At 24.9% G+C, this 19,187-nt stretch carries 14 protein-coding genes; 11 read left to right on the plus strand and 3 right to left on the minus strand.

The features are described from left to right. Positions 1-29 precede the first annotated feature (29 nt). Positions 30-845, minus strand: coding sequence for a 2,3,4,5-tetrahydropyridine-2,6-dicarboxylate N-succinyltransferase (gene dapD / locus ATN01_RS01160; RefSeq protein ID WP_075433613.1), 816 nt, complete (start codon positions 843-845; stop codon positions 30-32). Positions 846-914: 69 nt separating this feature from the next. Further along, positions 915-1,709: a type I methionyl aminopeptidase gene (gene map / locus ATN01_RS01165; protein ID WP_075433272.1), complete on the minus strand. Its 795-nt coding sequence runs from the start codon at positions 1,707-1,709 to the stop codon at positions 915-917. Positions 1,710-2,001: 292 nt separating this feature from the next. On the opposite strand from map, the gene rpsB reads away from it, so the two are divergent. From rpsB to dnaE, 9 genes are all read left to right on the plus strand, one after another. Further along, positions 2,002-2,736, plus strand: a complete 735-nt coding sequence (gene rpsB, locus ATN01_RS01170) for a 30S ribosomal protein S2 (protein ID WP_075433273.1) — start codon at positions 2,002-2,004, stop codon at positions 2,734-2,736. A gap of 71 nt (positions 2,737-2,807) precedes the next feature. Further along, positions 2,808-3,611, plus strand: coding sequence for a translation elongation factor Ts (gene tsf, locus ATN01_RS01175; protein ID WP_075433274.1), 804 nt, complete (start codon positions 2,808-2,810; stop codon positions 3,609-3,611). 86 nt (positions 3,612-3,697) lie between these two features. Then, the gene (gene pyrH / locus ATN01_RS01180; RefSeq protein WP_075433275.1) at positions 3,698-4,423 is read left to right on the plus strand and encodes a UMP kinase; all 726 of its coding nucleotides are present in this window, start codon (positions 3,698-3,700) and stop codon (positions 4,421-4,423) included. Between the two features lie 80 nt (positions 4,424-4,503). After that, positions 4,504-5,061: a ribosome recycling factor gene (gene frr / locus ATN01_RS01185; protein ID WP_075433276.1), complete on the plus strand. Its 558-nt coding sequence runs from the start codon at positions 4,504-4,506 to the stop codon at positions 5,059-5,061. A 73-nt stretch (positions 5,062-5,134) separates the two neighbouring features. Next, the gene (ispC, locus tag ATN01_RS01190) at positions 5,135-6,331 is read left to right on the plus strand and encodes a 1-deoxy-D-xylulose-5-phosphate reductoisomerase (RefSeq protein ID WP_075433277.1); all 1,197 of its coding nucleotides are present in this window, start codon (positions 5,135-5,137) and stop codon (positions 6,329-6,331) included. A gap of 80 nt (positions 6,332-6,411) precedes the next feature. Then, on the plus strand, positions 6,412-7,158 hold the full coding sequence (gene uppS, locus ATN01_RS01195; protein ID WP_075433278.1) for a polyprenyl diphosphate synthase: 747 nt from the start codon (positions 6,412-6,414) through the stop codon (positions 7,156-7,158). A 152-nt stretch (positions 7,159-7,310) separates the two neighbouring features. Continuing rightward, positions 7,311-9,773, plus strand: coding sequence for an outer membrane protein assembly factor BamA (bamA, locus tag ATN01_RS01200; protein ID WP_236854829.1), 2,463 nt, complete (start codon positions 7,311-7,313; stop codon positions 9,771-9,773). A 72-nt stretch (positions 9,774-9,845) separates the two neighbouring features. Continuing rightward, the gene (gene fabZ, locus ATN01_RS01205) at positions 9,846-10,298 is read left to right on the plus strand and encodes a 3-hydroxyacyl-ACP dehydratase FabZ (protein ID WP_075433280.1); all 453 of its coding nucleotides are present in this window, start codon (positions 9,846-9,848) and stop codon (positions 10,296-10,298) included. A 35-nt stretch (positions 10,299-10,333) separates the two neighbouring features. After that, complete coding sequence (gene dnaE, locus ATN01_RS01210; protein WP_075433281.1) at positions 10,334-13,819, plus strand: DNA polymerase III subunit alpha; 3,486 nt, start codon at positions 10,334-10,336, stop codon at positions 13,817-13,819. A gap of 108 nt (positions 13,820-13,927) precedes the next feature. Here dnaE and ATN01_RS01215 read toward each other — a convergent pair whose 3' ends face one another. After that, positions 13,928-15,646, minus strand: a complete 1,719-nt coding sequence (locus ATN01_RS01215; protein WP_075433282.1) for a proline--tRNA ligase — start codon at positions 15,644-15,646, stop codon at positions 13,928-13,930. A gap of 286 nt (positions 15,647-15,932) precedes the next feature. On the opposite strand from ATN01_RS01215, the gene flhB reads away from it, so the two are divergent. Beyond that, positions 15,933-17,084 carry a flagellar biosynthesis protein FlhB gene (gene flhB / locus ATN01_RS01220; RefSeq protein WP_075433283.1) on the plus strand — a complete coding sequence of 384 codons (1,152 nt, stop codon included), beginning with the start codon at positions 15,933-15,935 and terminating at the stop codon, positions 17,082-17,084. Continuing rightward, a complete protein-coding gene (gene flhA, locus ATN01_RS01225) occupies positions 17,077-19,164 on the plus strand; it encodes a flagellar biosynthesis protein FlhA (RefSeq protein ID WP_075433284.1) in 2,088 nt (695 codons plus the stop codon). Before flhB ends, flhA begins: the two co-directional genes overlap by 8 nt. Positions 19,165-19,187: the final 23 nt, after the last annotated feature.

The following is a 19,187-nucleotide window of genomic DNA, read 5'->3' on the forward strand; positions in this document are numbered from 1 at the left end:
CCGCCCGAACAAATCGGGCGGATTTTTTATTATATATGTCTTAAAAGTGTATTAATTTCTGTCTTACTTAATGTCTGTAAATCTACTTTTTTTACAACGATAGCAGCATAAAGATGATGAGTCTTATCTCTTGAAGGTAAACTTCCGGAAACCACTACTGAGTTAGAAGGTACTTTTCCATAAAAAACACTTCCATTTGTTCTATCATATATTTTAGTGCTTTTCCCAATAAACACACCCATAGAAATTACTGATCCTTGTCCTACAATTACTCCTTCTACAATTTCAGAACGAGCTCCAATAAAACAATTATCTTCAATAATTGTAGGATTATTTTGTAATGGTTCTAAAACCCCTCCTATACCAACACCTCCAGATAAATGAACATTTTTACCAATTTGAGCACAAGAACCGACCGTAGCCCAGGTATCAACCATAGTCCCTTCATCAATATATGCGCCAATATTCACATAAGATGGCATAATTACTGTATTACGTGCGATAAATGAACCGTATCTAATGGTTGCTGGTGGCACTATACGAACTTTGTCTTGTTCAAATTGTTGTGCATTGTATTTTTCATATTTTAATGGAATTTTATCATAATAATTTGTATGATAATCTGATATTATATGATTTTTTTTTATATACATATATAATAAAACTGCTTTTTTTAACCATTCATGCGTTATCCATACACCTGATTTTTTTTCTGCAATTCTAATTTTTCCATTATTTAATAATTTAATAACATAATTTACTGTATTAAACATATCATGAGTCATTTCAGTAATATTATTTTTTTTGAGATATGCTTCTTCAATAATTTTTTTAAATGATTCCATTGTTTTTTTATGCACCTATTTCTTTATTAATAAGTAAAGATATTTTTTAGAGTTATTTTTAGTAAAAATTTAGTTTTTATTAGATAATTTTTGACAAATTTTTTCATTTTTACGCCATGTCAAAATCTCACATCCATATTCTGTAACTAAAATAGTGTGTTCGTATTGTGCTGATAAAGAACGATCTTTAGTTTTGACAGTCCATCCATCTTTCATGCATCTGACTTGAGGATTTCCAGAATTAATCATAGGTTCAATAGTAAAAATCATGTCTTTTTTTAAAACAATGTTATTATCTTTGTTTTTATAATGCAAAATATGTGGTTCTTCATGAAAATTGCGACCTATACCATGTCCACAATACTCTTTTACAACAGAAAAATTGTTGTTTTCAACATAATTTTGAATCGTTTCACCAATTTTATATAAAGGTATTCCTGGTTGAACTAATTTTAACGAGCGATATAGACTTTCTTGAGCAATTGTGCATAAACGTTTAGATAAAATACTTGTTTCCCCAATTAAAAACATTTTTGAAGTATCACTATGATAGTTATCTTTTATAATGGTGATATCGATATTCACTATATCACCTTCTTTCAATATCTTTTTTTTGTTTGGAATCCCATGACATACGACATCATTAATAGAAGTACAAATAGATTTAGGAAATCCATGATATCCTAAGCATGCTGAAATAGCTTTTTTCTCATGAATGATATAATCATGACAAATTTGATTGATATCCTCTGTACTTATATTAGGTCGAACATACTTTTCTATCATTTCCAGGACTTCAGCGGCTATTTTTCCAGATATTCGCATTTTTTTAATTTCTGTTGGTTTCTTAATCATATAATTCATAATATTTAGCCGTTTTTTATGTCAATTTTTAAAATTTAGGATATATTAAAACTATATTTGAAATGTATTTAAAAAATTCTTTACTAATAAATCTACATAAAATGAAAATATATTATTTATTATTAATAATTTTATAATTTTAATATAAAAATATGATATATATTAATATGAAAAAAATGTAAATTTAACATTTTAATTATTATGAATTTTAATTAAAATATTTAATAGAATTTTTTGATAATTTTATTGTTATTTTTTTAATATCGTTGATTATTTTAACTTAGAGGTGATTATGGACATAGTATCCATGAAAGATATGTTAAAAGCAGGAGTACATTTTGGGCATCAAACACGTTATTGGAATCCAAAGATGAAACCTTTTATTTTTGGTATTCGCAACAAAGTACATATTATTAACCTAGAAAAAACTTTGCCAATGTTTAATTTTGCTCTTATAGAATTGAAAAAAATTGCCTTTAGAAAAGGCAGAATATTATTTGTTGGTACGAAAAGAGCAGCTAGAAAAGGAGTAAAACAAGTAGCTATTAATTGCAGTCAATTTTATGTTAATCACCGTTGGTTAGGAGGAATGTTAACTAATTGGAAAACAGTTCGACAATCTATAAAACGTTTAAAAGATTTAGAAATAGAATCGAAGGATGGTACTTTTTCAAAATTAACTAAAAAAGAGGCGTTGATAAAATCTCGAGAATTATGCAAATTAGAAAATAGTTTAGGTGGCATTAAAAATATGGGTGGATTACCTGATTGTTTGTTTGTTATTGATGCATTACATGAACATATTGCAATAAAAGAAGCCAATAATTTAGGTATTCCCGTTTTTTCTATTGTTGATACTAATTCTAATCCTGATGGTGTAGATTATGTTATCCCTGGAAATGATGATGCTATTCGATCAGTGTCATTGTACTTAAATTTTGTTTCGATTAATCTATCTAAGATCAATCTTCAAAATATATCAGATAAATCATTGACGCATTGTACAAAAGAGATAGATTCTAAATAAAATATATATTTGTTTCTGAAATTTTTTCTAATATTATTTTACATCTAAAACAATGAATAAGAAGAATACATATGAAAATTGATATTACTGCTAGTTTAATTAAAACATTGAGATTGCGCACAGGAGTTGGTTTTTTAGAATGTAAACGCGCATTAATAGAAGAAAATGGAGATATAGAACGATCTATTGATAATTTACGTAAATCAGGAAAATTACATGCCGAAAAAAAAGTTAATAATATTACTAATCAAGGCGCAATTTTTTTAAAAACTCGAGATAAATTTGGCGTAATGTTAGAGTTAAATTGTGAAACTGATTTTGTATCTAAAGATAATTTATTTATTGTATTAGGAAATGAAATAGTTTCAACAGTACTAGCAGAAAAAATACATGATATTCAAAAATTAAAAGATACTTTTGAAGAAAAAAGAATAAATCTAATTACAAAAGTAGGTGAAAATATTAATATACGTCGTTTTTGTTTTATAGAAAGTGAGAATATTCTTTCTTATCTACATGGTAATCGTATTGGTGTATTAATTAATGCTACAGATTGTGATAAAAACATACTGAAAAATATTGCTATGCATATTGCGGCAAGTAAACCACAATATTTACATCCAAAAGATGTTTCTCAAAAAGTGTTTCAACGGGAATATAACATTCAATTAGAATTAGCAAAAAATCTTCAAAAACCTGATCATGTAGTTAAAAAAATTATAAACGGAAGAATGAATAAATTTCTGAATAATATTTCGTTAACTAGTCAAAATTTTATTATGGATACTAGTAAAACAGTACAAGATATATTAAATAAACATAACGTATATGTTAAATCATTTTTTAGATTTGAATTAGGTGAAATTATTTCTTAAATTAATATTATGCATTAATTCTTTTTCACCACATCTTTTATTTCATTAGTTTTCTATGAATATAGAATGTACTTAGGTTGAGGAACATGTCTGAAAAAAAAAAAATTACATATCGACGTATTTTATTAAAAATAAGTGGAGAGGTATTACAGGGAGTTAACAAATTTGGAATCGATATAAGTGTGTTAACAAGGATTGCTACAGAAATTTCATCTATAGTAAAGATTGGTGTACAAGTCGGTTTAGTCATTGGAAGTGGTAATTTGTTTCGTGGTGAAAAACTATCTAAATTAGGTGTCAATCGAGTAGTATCAGATCATATAGGTATGTTGTCTACAATCATTAATAGTTTAGCTATGAAAGATAAAATTAATTCAATGTCTATTGTTAATAGTTATTTAATGTCTGCAATACCAATAAATGGTATTTGTCAAGCATATAATTATGATCGAGCAATGAATTTATTATCTAATAATTTTGTTGTGATTTTTGCCGCAGGAACTGGAAATCCTTTTTTTACAACTGATTCAGCTGCTTGCTTGCGAGGTATTGAAATAGAGTCTGATATCATTTTAAAAGGAACTAAGGTTGATGGAGTGTATTCAGCAGATCCTAAGAAGGATTTTAATGCGATTCTTTATAAAAAATTAACATATAAAGATGTGCTAGAAAAAGAGTTAAAAGTGATGGATTTATCTGCTTTTACACTTGCTCGAGATTATTGTTTACCTATTCGGGTTTTTAATATTAATAATTCTGGATCTTTATATAGAATTATTATGGGTGAAAACGAAGGCACACTTATTAGTTAAGTAAAATGAACTCAAAACAATAAAATACTGGTATTTTTGATAAATGAAGACATATAAAAGCATATTGTATAGGTAAAAATATGATTAATGAAATTAATATGAATAGTAATGAAAAAATGAAGTTATGTGTTCAAACACTTCAAAATAATATAAATAATATTAGAATAGGTAGAGCATCGCCATCTTTATTAAATAATATTTATGTGGAATATTTTGGTTCCAAAAGTTCTTTACGTCAAGTTTGTAACATTATAGTTGAAGATGCTAATACTATTAGACTTAATGTATTTGATAGTTCGGTTACATCATTAATTAAAAAATCTATTTTACAAGCAAATCTTGATTTAAATCCAATGTTGACTGGTAAAGATATTATTATAAAAGTACCAGCATTAACCGAAGAAAGAAGAAAAAATTTAATTAAAGTTATGCGTAAAGATTCTGAAAATAGTCGCATTTGTATTCGTAATATTCGTAGAGATGCAAATGATAAAATTAAAAAATTGATTAAAGATAAAGTTATTGGAAAAGATCAAGAACATATTGCACAAATTAAAATACAAGAAATTACCAACAAATACATCAAAAAAATAGAATTGATTTTAGCAAAAAAAGAAGCAGAATTAATGAAATTTTAAATTTTTTATTTAATAAAAAAGCTTTATAATATTCGTTTCATAATAAAAATTTATTTATAATATAACAATATTCATGAAAAAGATAACTATCCTAGGATCTAGTGGTTCCATTGGTACTAGCACCTTGTCTATTATACGACTTTACCCAAATTTGTTTAAAGTAGTTGCTTTAGTTGCAAATAAAAATGTTACTAAAGTTTTAGAACAATGTAAAATTTTTTCTCCTGAATGGGTAGCAATGTATCATGAAAAATCTGCGAATTCACTTAGTGAAAAATTAAGAATTAAAAAAATTAAAACTCGTGTTCTTTTTGGTGCACAAGCAATTTGTCAACTTGCTTCATTATCAGAAATAGATCAAGTAGTTTGTGCTATTTCTGGGGTAGCAGGATTATTACCGACGTTATCTGCAATACGTGCTGGAAAAACAATATTATTAGCTAATAAAGAATCTTTAATTACGTGTGGCCACTTGTTTATGAAAGAATTATCTTTTAGTAAAGCTAGAATTCTTCCAATTGATAGTGAACATAATGCTGTTTTTCAATTGTTACCTTTAGATATACAAAAAAATTTAGGCATAGTTAATTTAAAAAAAAGTTTTATTAAAAATATTATTTTAACTGCTTCTGGAGGACCTTTTTATAATTTTTCTATATCTCAATTAAAAAATGTAACACCAATTCAGGCATGTTCTCATCCAAATTGGTCAATGGGAAAAAAGATATCAGTAGATTCAGCTACCATGATGAATAAAGGTTTAGAATATGTTGAAGCACGATGGTTATTTCATGCTTCAGAATCAGAAATTAAAATTTTGATCCATCCTCAATCTGTAGTTCATGCTATGATTGAGTATTATGATGGTTCTATATCAGCTCAATTATCTATTCCTAATATAAAAATTTTTATTTCATATGCAATGTTTTGGCCCCATCGTCTTCGTTTAAAATCTGATTTTTTTAATTATTTAAAAAATAATAACTTATCTTTTTTTGAACCTAATTTTACTAAATTTCCATGTCTTAAATTAACCATTGATACCTTTTCTGAAGGTCAATCAGCAATGACTGTTTTAAATGCAGCAAACGAAATTGCAGTTTCTGCTTTTCTGAATAGAAAAATTTCTTTTGATAAAATATATAACGTCAATTTAGAGACATTAATGTCTTCTTGTTTTTCAGAACCAAATTCTATTGAAGATGTTTTAGAAATTGATAGAATGGCAAGAATATTGGCCATGAAAAAAGTGTTATCTTTTTCGTTTTAACTGAATATGATAAATAAATTATTTTTAGATAAAAATATTAAATAAAAAAATTCTATTTTTAAGAGAAATTTATAAGTACTATGTTGTATAAATTTTCGTTAAAATATAAAAAAAAAATTAAAAAAGAAAATCCTAATCATGTAGCTATTATTATGGACGGTAATAGACGTTGGGCTAAAAAAAAAGGGAAATTATCTATCTTAGGTCATAAAGAAGGTTTCCAAGCATTAAAAAAAGCAGTGAAATTTTCTATTACAAATAATATAAAAATATTAACATTGTATGCTTTTAGTACTGAAAATCGTAATCGTTCAATGCTTGAAGTAAATGGATTAATGGAATTATTTTTATTTGCATTAAATAATGAATTACATAATTTAGAAAAATATAATATTCAATTAAAAATTATTGGTGATACAACATTTTTTAATAAAACATTGCAAAACAAAATCAATCAAGTTCAAGACATTACTGTAAAAAATAGTGGTTTAATTTTAAATATAGCTGCAAATTATGGTGGAAAATGGGATATAATACAAAGTGTTAAAAAAATTGTGAAAAACGTTCAACAAGGAATTTTAAATGTAGAGCAAATCAAAGAACATACTATTTCTAAATATTTATCTACTAGAGGTCTTAGACCAGTCGATTTAGTTATAAGAACAGGAGGAGAAAAAAGAATTAGTAATTTTTTACTATGGCAAATAGCTTATTCAGAATTATATTTTACTGATGTATTATGGCCTGATTTTAATCAATATATTTTTCAAAATGCTATAGATTTTTTTATATCTCGTGAACGTCGTTTTGGAGGGTGTAAAAAATAGTATATTTTTTAAATACAATTCAAGTCATGTATACAAATAAAATTTAAATGCATGTGAAAAATAATATGTTTATATTTTTAAAACAATTTTATTTAATTATTTTGTAAAAATGACTACTCATCAAGTATTTTGAGATTTTATTTTTATAAAATATGGAATATTTTCCAGGAAAAATGTTGACGATAATGTTAATGAAAAAACTTTTTATATTTTTTTTTATGTTTTTTAGTGCTACTGTCAGTTCTACTGTCTATGCAAAAAATATATGGATTGTCAAAGATATAAAATTTAACGGATTAAAAAATGTTTCAGAAAATGAAGTTTTACAAAATATTGTTTTTAATATTGGAAGTAAAATAACTCAAAATGATATACAAAATAGTGTTAAATCTTTATTTAAAACCGGGAAATTTGACAATATAAAGGTAGGTTTTTCAGGACAAAAAATAATTTTTTATATCCATGAACGACCTATTATTAATGATGTAATCATTTTAGGCAATAAAATTATTGATACTAACATATTAGATAAATATTTGACAAAATTAAACATAAAAAAAGGTCATTCATTCAGTGAATATATAGAAAAAAAATTTATTCAAACAATAAAAGATTTTTACTATGATATAGGAAGATGTAAATTTAATATAAAAATTTCAAAGATTTTTTTACCTCATAATACCGTTAATTTAAAAATAATGATTAATGAAGGTGTTCTAATAAAAGTGAATAGTATTAAAATATTTGGCGCACAAAATATTTCTGAAAAAAAAATAATTTCATTATTTAAGTTAAAAACGAATTCAAATTGGTGGAATCTTTTTCATGAATCTCATTATTCACCAAAACAGTTAAACGTTGATTTAGTAAAATTAAATAATTTTTATGTAAATCAAGGGTATTTTTATTTTAATATAGATAAAAAAGAAGTAAATTTTCTTAAAGAAAATAATTCTGTAGATATTAAAATTTACATTTCTGAAGGTCAAAAATATAACATCTCTAAATTTTTCATTAATGGTGATTTATTTGATTACAGACCTTTAATAAAAGATTTAATTAATATTAATCATAACGAGCCATATAATAAAGATAAAATTAATTTGATTGTGAACAGAATAAAACGATTATTATTTGAACATGGATATATTGATGCCCAGATTATTGTTATTCCAGAAATTAATTATGAAAAAAAAACCATTGTTTTAAATTTTAATATTGATATCAAAAATAAATTTTATGTACATAAAATTTATTTTCAGGGTAATGAGTTAACTAAAGATAAAGTTTTACGTCGTTTAATGAAGCAAATGGAAGGGGAATGCTTTAACTTGAAATTAGTAGAATCTGGAAAAATTTTATTAGAAAATACAAAGTATTTTAGTCAAATACAAGTAATAAATAATAAAATTTCTTCTGATTCTAATCAAATCGATATTATTTATAAAGTAAAAGAACAACCAACAGGTTCTATAAATTTTGGATTAGGGTATGGTATAGATAGTGGTATCAGTTTTAATACTTCTTTTTCTCAAGACAATATATTTGGTTCAGGTAATTCTTTAAAATCCAGTATTATTAAAAATAAAAATCAAAAATATATCGATTTATCAATAAATTATCCTTATTTTATTTTTGATAAAACAGATTTAAATACTAGATTATTTTTTAATGATTTTAAATATAATTTTAATAGTGTTTCGAATATAAACAAACATACTTATGGTTTTGAAAGTAACTTAGGATTTCCAATCAATGATGCTAATAAAATAAATTTTGGTATAGGATATAGTCATAATGGTATTTTTAACAATGATACTTCAAAAATAAATAAAAAAATAAAAACTCCTTCTTCAATAAACACATCTTTAAATGATAATATTTTAGCCACTAGTTTAGTTGATGATTTTACTTTAAATTATTCTTGGACGTATAATACTTTAAAATATATTTATTTCCCTATTTCCGGTAATCAAACCTATATAAGCGGAAAAAATACAATTCCTGGATCGGACAATAATTTTTATAAAATTATATTAGATAGTGAACAATATGTTCCATTGGATAAATTAAAAAAATTTATTTTTTTAAGCCATATTCACATGGGTATAGGAAATAGTTTTAATAATAAAAAATTACCCTTTTATGAAAATTTTTATGCTGATAGTTCAAATCACATTCGCGGTTTCCGTTCTAAAACTATTGGTCCTAAAAAAATCTACGATAATGTTGATTTAGATCATTGTATGGGATATCAAAACAATGATTCGTGTGAATCAATTGATTCCATTGGTGGTAACGCTACGTTTTCTACCAATTTAGAATTTATCATACCAATTCCATTTCTAAATGAAATACATTCTCAATTTTTACGATCTTCTATATTTTTTGATGTTGGAAATATTTGGGACACAAAATTAAATAATAAAAATTATACGAATACATTCACTTCTTTAAAACATAATATTATCGATGATATTTATTCATCATTTGGTCTTTCATTAGAATGGTTTTCACCTATTGGTCCATTAGTGTTTTCTTATTCTATTCCTATTCAAAAAAATAAAAATCATCATTTAGAACCATTTCAATTTAATATCGGGAAGAATTGGTAATTATAAAATAAATATTAAAAATTTTTATATATATTAGTATTCATTTAAAAATTTTTAACATAGGAAGATATTTTGAATGTTATAAAAAATACTTTAAATATTGAAGAAATTTTAAAAATTCTACCTCATCGTTACCCTTTTTTGCTTATCGATCGTGTTATTAAACTAGATATATTTAAATATTTAAAAGCAATAAAAAACTGTACAGTTAATGAACCATATTTTCAAGGACATTTTTCAACTAATCCAATTTTTCCGGGTGTATTAATTATTGAAGCTATGGTTCAAGCTGCAGGTATTTTAATATACAAAAGTATAGGACAACTCAATATAAACACTTTATATTATTTTGTAGGTGTAGATAATGTACGTTTTAAGAAATTTGTAGTACCTGGTGATCAAATTGCAATAGAAACAATGTTTTTGAAGTCTAAAAAAAATATTTTAAAATTTAAAAATATTGCTTTTGTAAAAAATAATATAATTTGTAAATCAATAACAATTTTTGCTAAAAAATCTGTTTAAAATTAAATATTTTCATGTTAATTTCAGGAAATAGTATGAATGAAACTAAATTTATTCATCTTAACGTACACAGTGATTATTCAATTATCGATGGTTTATCTAAACCTGAAGATTTAATTAAAAAAGCGGCATCGTTAGGTATGCCTGCTCTTGCAATAACAGATTACAATAATTTATATGGTGTAATTAAATTTTATAATATAGCTCATGCGTTGGGTGTAAAACCTATTATTGGAGTCACTGTTAAATTTTCTTCTGATTTAATAAACAATGAACTAACTAAATTAACTTTATTAGCTGAAAATGAAGAAGGATACAAGAATTTAATTTTATTAATTTCTCGAGCATATCAAAATGGATATACTAATAGTTATAATATAAAGATAAAAAAAAACTGGTTATTAGAAATTAATCAAGGATTAATATTACTTTCTGGAGGTTGTCAAGGTGAAATTGGAAAAGTTTTATTAAATGGTAATTCATCATTAATATCTACTTGTTTATCTTTTTATCAAAAAATTTTTCCTGAATCTTATTATTTAGAATTGTTGCGTACTAATAGAGATAACGAAGAAAAATATTTACGTTTAGCAATAGATTTATCTTTATCTAAAAATATTCCAGTCGTTGCAACTAATGATGTTTGTTTCTTAAACAAAGAAGATTTTAAAGTTCATAAAATTAGAATTGCTATTAATGAAGGTGAGACATTAAAAAATTCAAAAATTCAAAATAATTATAGTGATGAGCAGTTTTTAAAAAGTATATCAGAAATGTATGATCTTTTTTCTGATATCCCAGAATCGCTTGAAAATAGTGTAGAAATTGCAAAACGTTGTAATGTTTTTATTAAATCTGGTAAATATTTTTTACCTAAATTTATTACAGGGCAAGCTAGTGTTGAAGATTATTTAATTATTCAAGCATATAAAGGAATGAAAAATCGTTTAATTACATTTAATTTTCATCAAAAAGAATATGAAATTATATATAAAAAATATAAAAATCGTTTGGACATGGAGTTAAAAGTAATCAATGAAATGGGTTTTCCTGGCTATTTTTTAATTGTTATGGAATTTATCAAATGGGCAAAAAATAATAATATACCAGTAGGTCCAGGACGAGGGTCTGGTGCTGGTTCTCTTGTAGCATATGCATTAAATATTACTGAAGTAAATCCATTATCTTTTAATCTTTTATTTGAACGTTTTTTAAATCCAGAACGTATTTCATTACCAGATTTTGATATTGATTTTTGCATGGAAAAACGTGATAAAGTAATCGAACATGTAACGGATGTATATGGTAGAAAAGCAGTAGCACAAATTATTACTTTTGGAACCATGACAGCTAAAGCTGTCATTAGAGATGTGGGTAGAGTATTGGGATATCCATATGGATTTATTAATAATTTATCTAAATTAATACCTTCAGACCCTGGTATGACTTTAAATGAGGCATTTTCAAACGAATCTGAATTATTCAATCTTTATCAAAATAATGAAGATGTTAAAAATTTAATTGATATTTCTAAAAAGTTAGAAGGAACAAATAGAAACGTTGGGAAACATGCAGGTGGAGTTGTGATTTCACCAACTAAAATTACTGATTTTTGTCCGTTATATTGTGATGAAACAGGTAATAACCCTGTGACTCAATTTGACAAAAATGATATAGAATATGTAGGTTTAGTTAAATTTGATTTTCTTGGTTTACGTACTTTAACAATTATTAATGATGCAGTAAATATGATTAATGTAAAACGTCAATTAAATAAACAAAAATTAATAAACATCAACTCCATTCCCATCAATGATCATAAATGTTTTAAAATACTCAAAAAATCTCAAACTACAGCTATATTTCAATTAGAATCTCAGGGTATGAAAGATTTGATTTACAGACTACAACCTGACTGTTTTGAAGATATAATTGCATTAGTTGCACTGTTTAGACCTGGACCTTTACAATCTGGGATGGTAGATAATTTTATTAATCGTAAACATGGACGTGAACAAATTTCATATCCGGATCATAAATGGCAACATTTATCACTTAAACCAATATTAGAATCAACATACGGTATTATTTTGTATCAAGAGCAAGTCATGCAAATAGCGCAAATTTTATCTGGTTATACTTTAGGAAGCGCAGATATTTTAAGACGAGCAATGAGCAAAAAAAACATGAAAGATATGTCACAACAACGTTCTATATTTCAATCAGGTGCTTTAAAAAATGGTATTAATCAAAAATTAGCTATGAAAATTTTTGATTTATTAGAAAAATTTGCAGGATATGGGTTTAATAAATCTCATTCTGTTGCATATGCTTTAGTTTCTTATCAAACTTTGTGGTTAAAAGTTCACTATCCTGCAGAATTTATAGCTTCAGCAATGACATCTGATATAGATAATACAGAAAAAATCGTTGTTTTAGTGAAAGAGGCTACTCGTATAGGCGTAAAAATTATACCTCCTAATATTAATTTGAGTACATATGAATTTTACGTTAATAAAGATAATCATATAGTTTATGGAATGGGTGCTATTAAAGGTATTGGGGAAAATTCAGTACGTGATATTGTTAAAGAACGAAAAAAAAATGGTGATTTTTATGATTTATTTGATCTTTGTATGCGTGTAAATTCTAATAAAATCACTCGTCGAGTTTTAGAAAAATTGATTATGTCTGGTAGTTGTGATTGTTTTAATAAAAATCGGCATTATTTAATTAATTTAATTGACGATGTTTTAAAAGCTTCAAAAGAAGCTTTTAAGCTTAAATCTTCTAAACAACAAAGTCTTTTTGGTATGTTTAAAGATGAATTACATCAAGTAAAAAAAAATAATCTAATTAATTTATCATCTGTAAAGAATAATTCATTAGATGATGAATATAAAGTATTAGGATTTTACCTTACAGGACATCCTATTGATAAGTATATAGATGAATTAAAAAATTATTTAAAAAATACAATAATTTCAAATGTAAAATTTCTTAGTAAAAGTAAAAAAATGTTAATTGCAGGAATAATAATTTCTATCAAAATTAAAAAAACCAAAAATAATAATCGTATAGCTATATTGGTATTAGATGATAATACAAGTCGTATAGAAGTAATAATTTTTTCAAACTTATTAAGTTCTTATAAATCTCTTTTAAAAATAAAAAATCTTTTGTTTGTTGAAGGTATTGTAAATATTAATTTTATCAATAAAAACCTTAAAATGACAGCTCATAATATCATGAATTTACAAATAGTTCGTAAAAAGTATATACATAAATTAAAAATTATAATCAATGAAAACAACACAGATATTTGTTTTGTTCAAAATCTTGTTCATTTTTTAAAAAAACAATCTGTAGGAACTGTTTCTGTAAGTATGGTTTATCAAAATAACAATTTTTTTTTAGATTCAAAATTGAAACAAAATTTATTAATTGATATCAGTGATAAATTTTTAAATACGTTGCAAAAATTATCAAAAACAAAAAAAATAAATTTAAAATATAATTAAACATGCTTTTAGATTTATAACTCGCATAAATATATTGTTTATTCAGATGCGAGTAATCTAGTTTTATAATTTAAAGTATTTTCATATTTTTTTATATAGTATATTTTTTTATTTTTTTAGTTGATTTGAAATAAAATCAATAATACAATTTATATTGATTAAAATAAATTTTTTATCTTTTCTTCTTCTATATTCAACATTTTGGTTTGCAACTGAATTTTCACTAATTATGACTTGATGAGGAATACCAATTAAATCAATTTTATTAAACATAATACCTGGTCTTTCATTTCGATCATCTATAATAACATCTATTTTTCTATTTTTAAAATTTTCATATAAAAAGTTTGATATATTTTTTATTTTATTGGACTTATTTATATTAATAGGCAAGATAGCTACTTCAAAAGGTGCAATAACACTAGGCCATATAATACCATTTTCGTCGTGGTTTTGCTCGATGATAGCGGCTATGGTTCTTGTAATTCCTATACCATAACATCCCATATACATATTTTCTTTTTTTCCATTTTTTAACTTAACTGAAGCTTGCATTGATTTAGAATATTTTCTATCAATTTGAAATATATGTCCAATTTCAATGCTTTTTTTAATATTTAGATAACCTTCTCCATTAGGACTTAAATCTTCTTTTGTAACTTTTCTAATATCTTGTACAATAGGTATAGGTAGATCTATATTCCAATTGACATTCACAAAGAATTGATCATCTACATTTGCACCGATAGTAAAGTTTTTCATATTAATAGTAGAAATATCTGCAACAATAGGAATTTTTAATCCTATAGGACCTACAAACTTACTACTTACTCCTGTTAATGAAATTATTTCTTTTTCGTTTAAAAAAACTAAAGGTTTTTGAAATATTGCAAGATTTTCAAGTTTAAATAAATTTAATTCATGATCTCTACGTATTAATAATGCTGCTACTAAATTAGTATCATGTTCTTTGGTTTTAACTAAAATGGTTTTAATTTGCTTTTTTATGGGCGTTGTTAACGCATGAGAAATTATTCTAGATTTTTGACTGTTTTTTATTTTTTGACGTGTATGAATTGTATTTTTATTTTTTAAAAAATTAATGGTTTCCATAGATTGAGCTGTATTCATATTTGATGAATATAATTTGTTTTCTGAAAAAGCAATTTCATCTTCTCCATTTTTAGAAAAAGCTTGAAATTCATGAGAAAAATTTCCACCCATAGAACCTGAATTAGCTTTTACTATGCAAAAATTTAGTTGCATTTTTTTAAATATATTGATGTAACTTTGATAAAAAATATCATAAGTTTTTCTTAAACAATCTTTATCAATGTGAAAAGAATAGGCATCTTTCATTATAAATTCACGTGCTCTAATTACTCCAAAACGAGGTCGTATTTCATCTCTAAATTTTGTTTGTATTTGATATATGATTAAAGGAAGTTCTTTGTATGAATGAATTTCTTTTTTTACAAAGTCAGTCGCAACTTCTTCATTAGTAGGCCCTAAAATAAATTGATGTTGACGACGATCATAAAATTTTAATAATTCTTCTCCATAAACATTTAAACGTCCACTTTTTTTCCATAAAGATTCAGGTTGAACTATAGGCATATGTATTTCTAGAGCCTTTATTTTTTGCATTTCTTTTGTAATAATTTTTTTTATTTTTTTTATAACTCTTATTCCAATAGGAAGCCAAATATATAAACCTGAAGATAATTGTCTAATCATTCCACTTCTTATCATTAGTTGATGACTAATAATTTTAGCATCATAAGGTTTGTCTTTTAAAGTTGATAGTAAGTATTGACTTGTGCGCATTTATTATATCTCAAAAAATAAAATTTTTTTTATTAATGAATCTAATTGCAATATATTATAAAATAACATTTATAATGTTTTTTTAAACATAAATTTGTATTTTCATTTTAAAAAAATTTATACATTAATCAAAAAGTAGAAAATTTTTGAATTTTCATCAAAAAGATTTTTTTGTAAAAAGAATTTTAATTGTATATAAAATTGCAAAAAATTAACTTGTTTTTTTTTTAATAGAGAGGTTTAATAAATTTTTTATAGATGAAAATAATGGTTAAAAATACTGAATATGAATCATAATATAAATGAAGAAAAAACTGAAAATCCCACTGAACATCGTATTAAAAAATTTAAAACAAGAGGAAAAACAAGATACCCTCGAGAATTAAATTCTTTGTTGATTTTATTGATTGGATTGATAAATTTATGGTGGTATAAAAATCTTATATTATCTAGTTTTATGAATATTATGTTTCATAGTTTTTCTTTTAATAGAAATATTATTTCAAACAATGATGTAATTACATTCAACATTTTTATATTTTTACAAGAGTTGTTTTTTATTTTATTTCCTTTTTTGGTAACTCTATTATTTATAATAATAATACCTCCGATTTTATTCAGTGGCATTAAATTTAATTTTAAATCATTAGATTTTAATTTTAAAAAATTAAATCTATTTCGTGGTTTAAAAAAAATATTTTCTTTTGAAATCGCAATAGAATTTTTTAAAATAATATTAAAATTATTTATTATTATCAGTATAACCCTATGGTATTTGTATTTTTCTTTTCCTGAAATGTTAACATTAATTCATGAAAGCTTTATATCATCTTTATTTCATGGGTGCAATATGATATTTCATTGTTGTTTTTTAGTAATACTAGGATTAGTTCCTATAGTATCTTTCGATATTTTACTTCAGCAATTTAAGCATTATAAAAATTTAAAAATGACTCATCAGGAAGTAAAAGATGAATTTAGAGAGAAAGAAGGAAATCCCAATATTAAAGCTCGTATTCGTCAGGAAATGAAAGCTATTATACGCAGAAGAATGATATCAGATGTACCTAAATCTGATGTTGTAATCACAAATCCTATACATTATTCAGTTGCACTAAAATATGATGATAAAAGAATGAATGCACCTAAAGTAATTGCTAAAGGTATAGGTGAAACAGCTATTAAAATTCAAAATATAGCTTTTCAATATAATATTTCTACAATTTCTGCACCATCTTTAGCTCGTTCGTTATACCGTTATTCTGAAATAGGACAATATATTCCAAGTCCTCTTTATAAAGCTGTTGCAGAAGTCTTAGCATGGGTTTGGAAAGTAAAGAAATGGAAAAAAGAAGGTGGTGTTTTTCCTGAAAAACCTAAAAATATCATAGTCCCATCAGAACTAATTTTTAGAGGAGAACGTAAAAAAAATGATTAATTTTTCTTCCTTTTTTAGTATTATGAAAATTTTTAAAATATCTCAATGGCAAATACTAGCTGGTCCTATACTGATTTTAATGATTTTAGCGATGATGGTTTTACCATTAGCGCCTTTTGTATTAGATATACTTTTTACTTTTAATATTTCTTTATCAATAATAATTTTACTTGTTTCAATGTTTACTCGTCATACCTTAGAATTCACAGCTTTTCCAACAATTTTACTGTTTTCTACATTGTTACGTTTAGCATTAAATGTAGCTTCTACTCGTATTGTATTTTTAAATGGACATACTGGAACTAGTGCAGCGGGAAAAGTAATTGAATCTTTTGGTCATTTTTTAGTAGGTGGAAACTTTGCTATTGGAATGGTTGTATTTATAATTTTAGTAATTATTAATTTCATAGTAATTACAAAGGGTGCTAGTCGTATTGCAGAAGTAGGTGCACGATTTATATTAGATGCGATGCCAGGAAAACAAATGGCAATAGATGCTGATTTAAATGCAGGTTTAATTGGTGAAGAAAAAGCTAAAAAACGTCGTATTAAAATAACACAAGAAGCTGATTTTTATGGTTCTATGGATGGAGCTAGTAAGTTTGTTCGAGGTGATGCTATTGCTGGAATTTTAATAATGATTTTAAATATCATTGGAGGTTTAATTATTGGTTTTTTACAGCATAATATGCCTTTAAAAAAGGCTGCGGAAGTTTATACTTTATTAACCATTGGAGATGGATTAGTTGCACAAATCCCTGCTCTGGTTATTTCTACTGCTGCTGGTGTGATTGTAACACGTGTGAGTACTAATCAAAATGTTGGAGAACAAATAGTTAGTCAATTATTTTGTAATCCTCAAGTGATTTTATTAAGCGCAGGAGTATTGGGTATTTTAGGATTAGTTCCTGGTATGCCAAATATTATTTTTTTAGTTTTCACAGCTTTGTTATTTTTTTTATCTTGGTGGCTATATGAAAAAAAATCTATAAAAAATGGTAATGTTTTAAATGCCAATAAAAAATATAAGTTAATAGAACAATCTATTACAGAAGCATCTTGGAATGATGTTCAATTAGAAGACCCAGTTAGAATAGAAATAGCACGTAATTTAATATCAATGATTAATATTAATGATGCAACGAATTTAATAGATAAAATACGTATTGTACGAAAAACGATTGCTCAAGAAATTGGATTTTTACCTCCATTAATACATATCAAAAATAATATAAATTTATCAAAAAATTCTTATCGTATCTTAATTAAAGGTGTAGAAGTAGGTAAAGGAAAATGCTTTCCTAATCATTTTATGGCTATTGAAACTGGAAGAGAAATAGAATCGTTGCCATTTGAAAAAGTTTATGAACCTACATTTGGTTTATCTGGTTATTGGATTAATAAAGATTTTCAAAATGAAGCAAAAGAAAAAGGTTATTCTGTCATAGAATCTAGTACGATAATTTCTACACATGTAAATTTTTTAATATCACACCGTATTGATGAGTTGTTTGGTCGTCAAGAAGCTCAAAAGCTATTAGAACATGTTTCTATAGATATGCCGAAACTTACAGAAGATTTAATTCCAAATACAATTACTTTGACAGTTCTACATAAAGTTTTGAAAAATTTATTATCAGAAAATGTTCCAATACGTGATATGAGAACGATCCTAGAAACATTATCAGAACATGCAGATACACAAAAAGATCCACATGAATTAACTAATATTGTTCGTATTGCATTAAGAAAAATTATCATACAAAAATTATTTGGCAACAAAGATATCATTGAAGTAATGGGATTAGAAGCAAATTTAGAAAAGTTATTATTAAATACTATAAAAGAAGGTGCTAATGCTATTGAACCTAATTTATCTCAAACTTTATTAGTAAAAACAAAAGAAGCTATTACAAAACAGTTATCAATAAATGCTCCTCTTGTATTATTAGTTAGTCATCCTCTTCGATATTTTTTATCTAAATTTTTACGATTAAATTTTCCAGAATTGACTGTCTTATCTCATTTAGAAATCACAAATGTTAATCAAATAAAAATGAGTAGTATTATTGGTAATTAATTTAAAAATAAATGAGTTTTTTC

The organism is Buchnera aphidicola (Diuraphis noxia), from assembly GCF_001700895.1.
Taxonomy (GTDB): Bacteria; Pseudomonadota; Gammaproteobacteria; order Enterobacterales; family Enterobacteriaceae; genus Buchnera; species Buchnera aphidicola_D.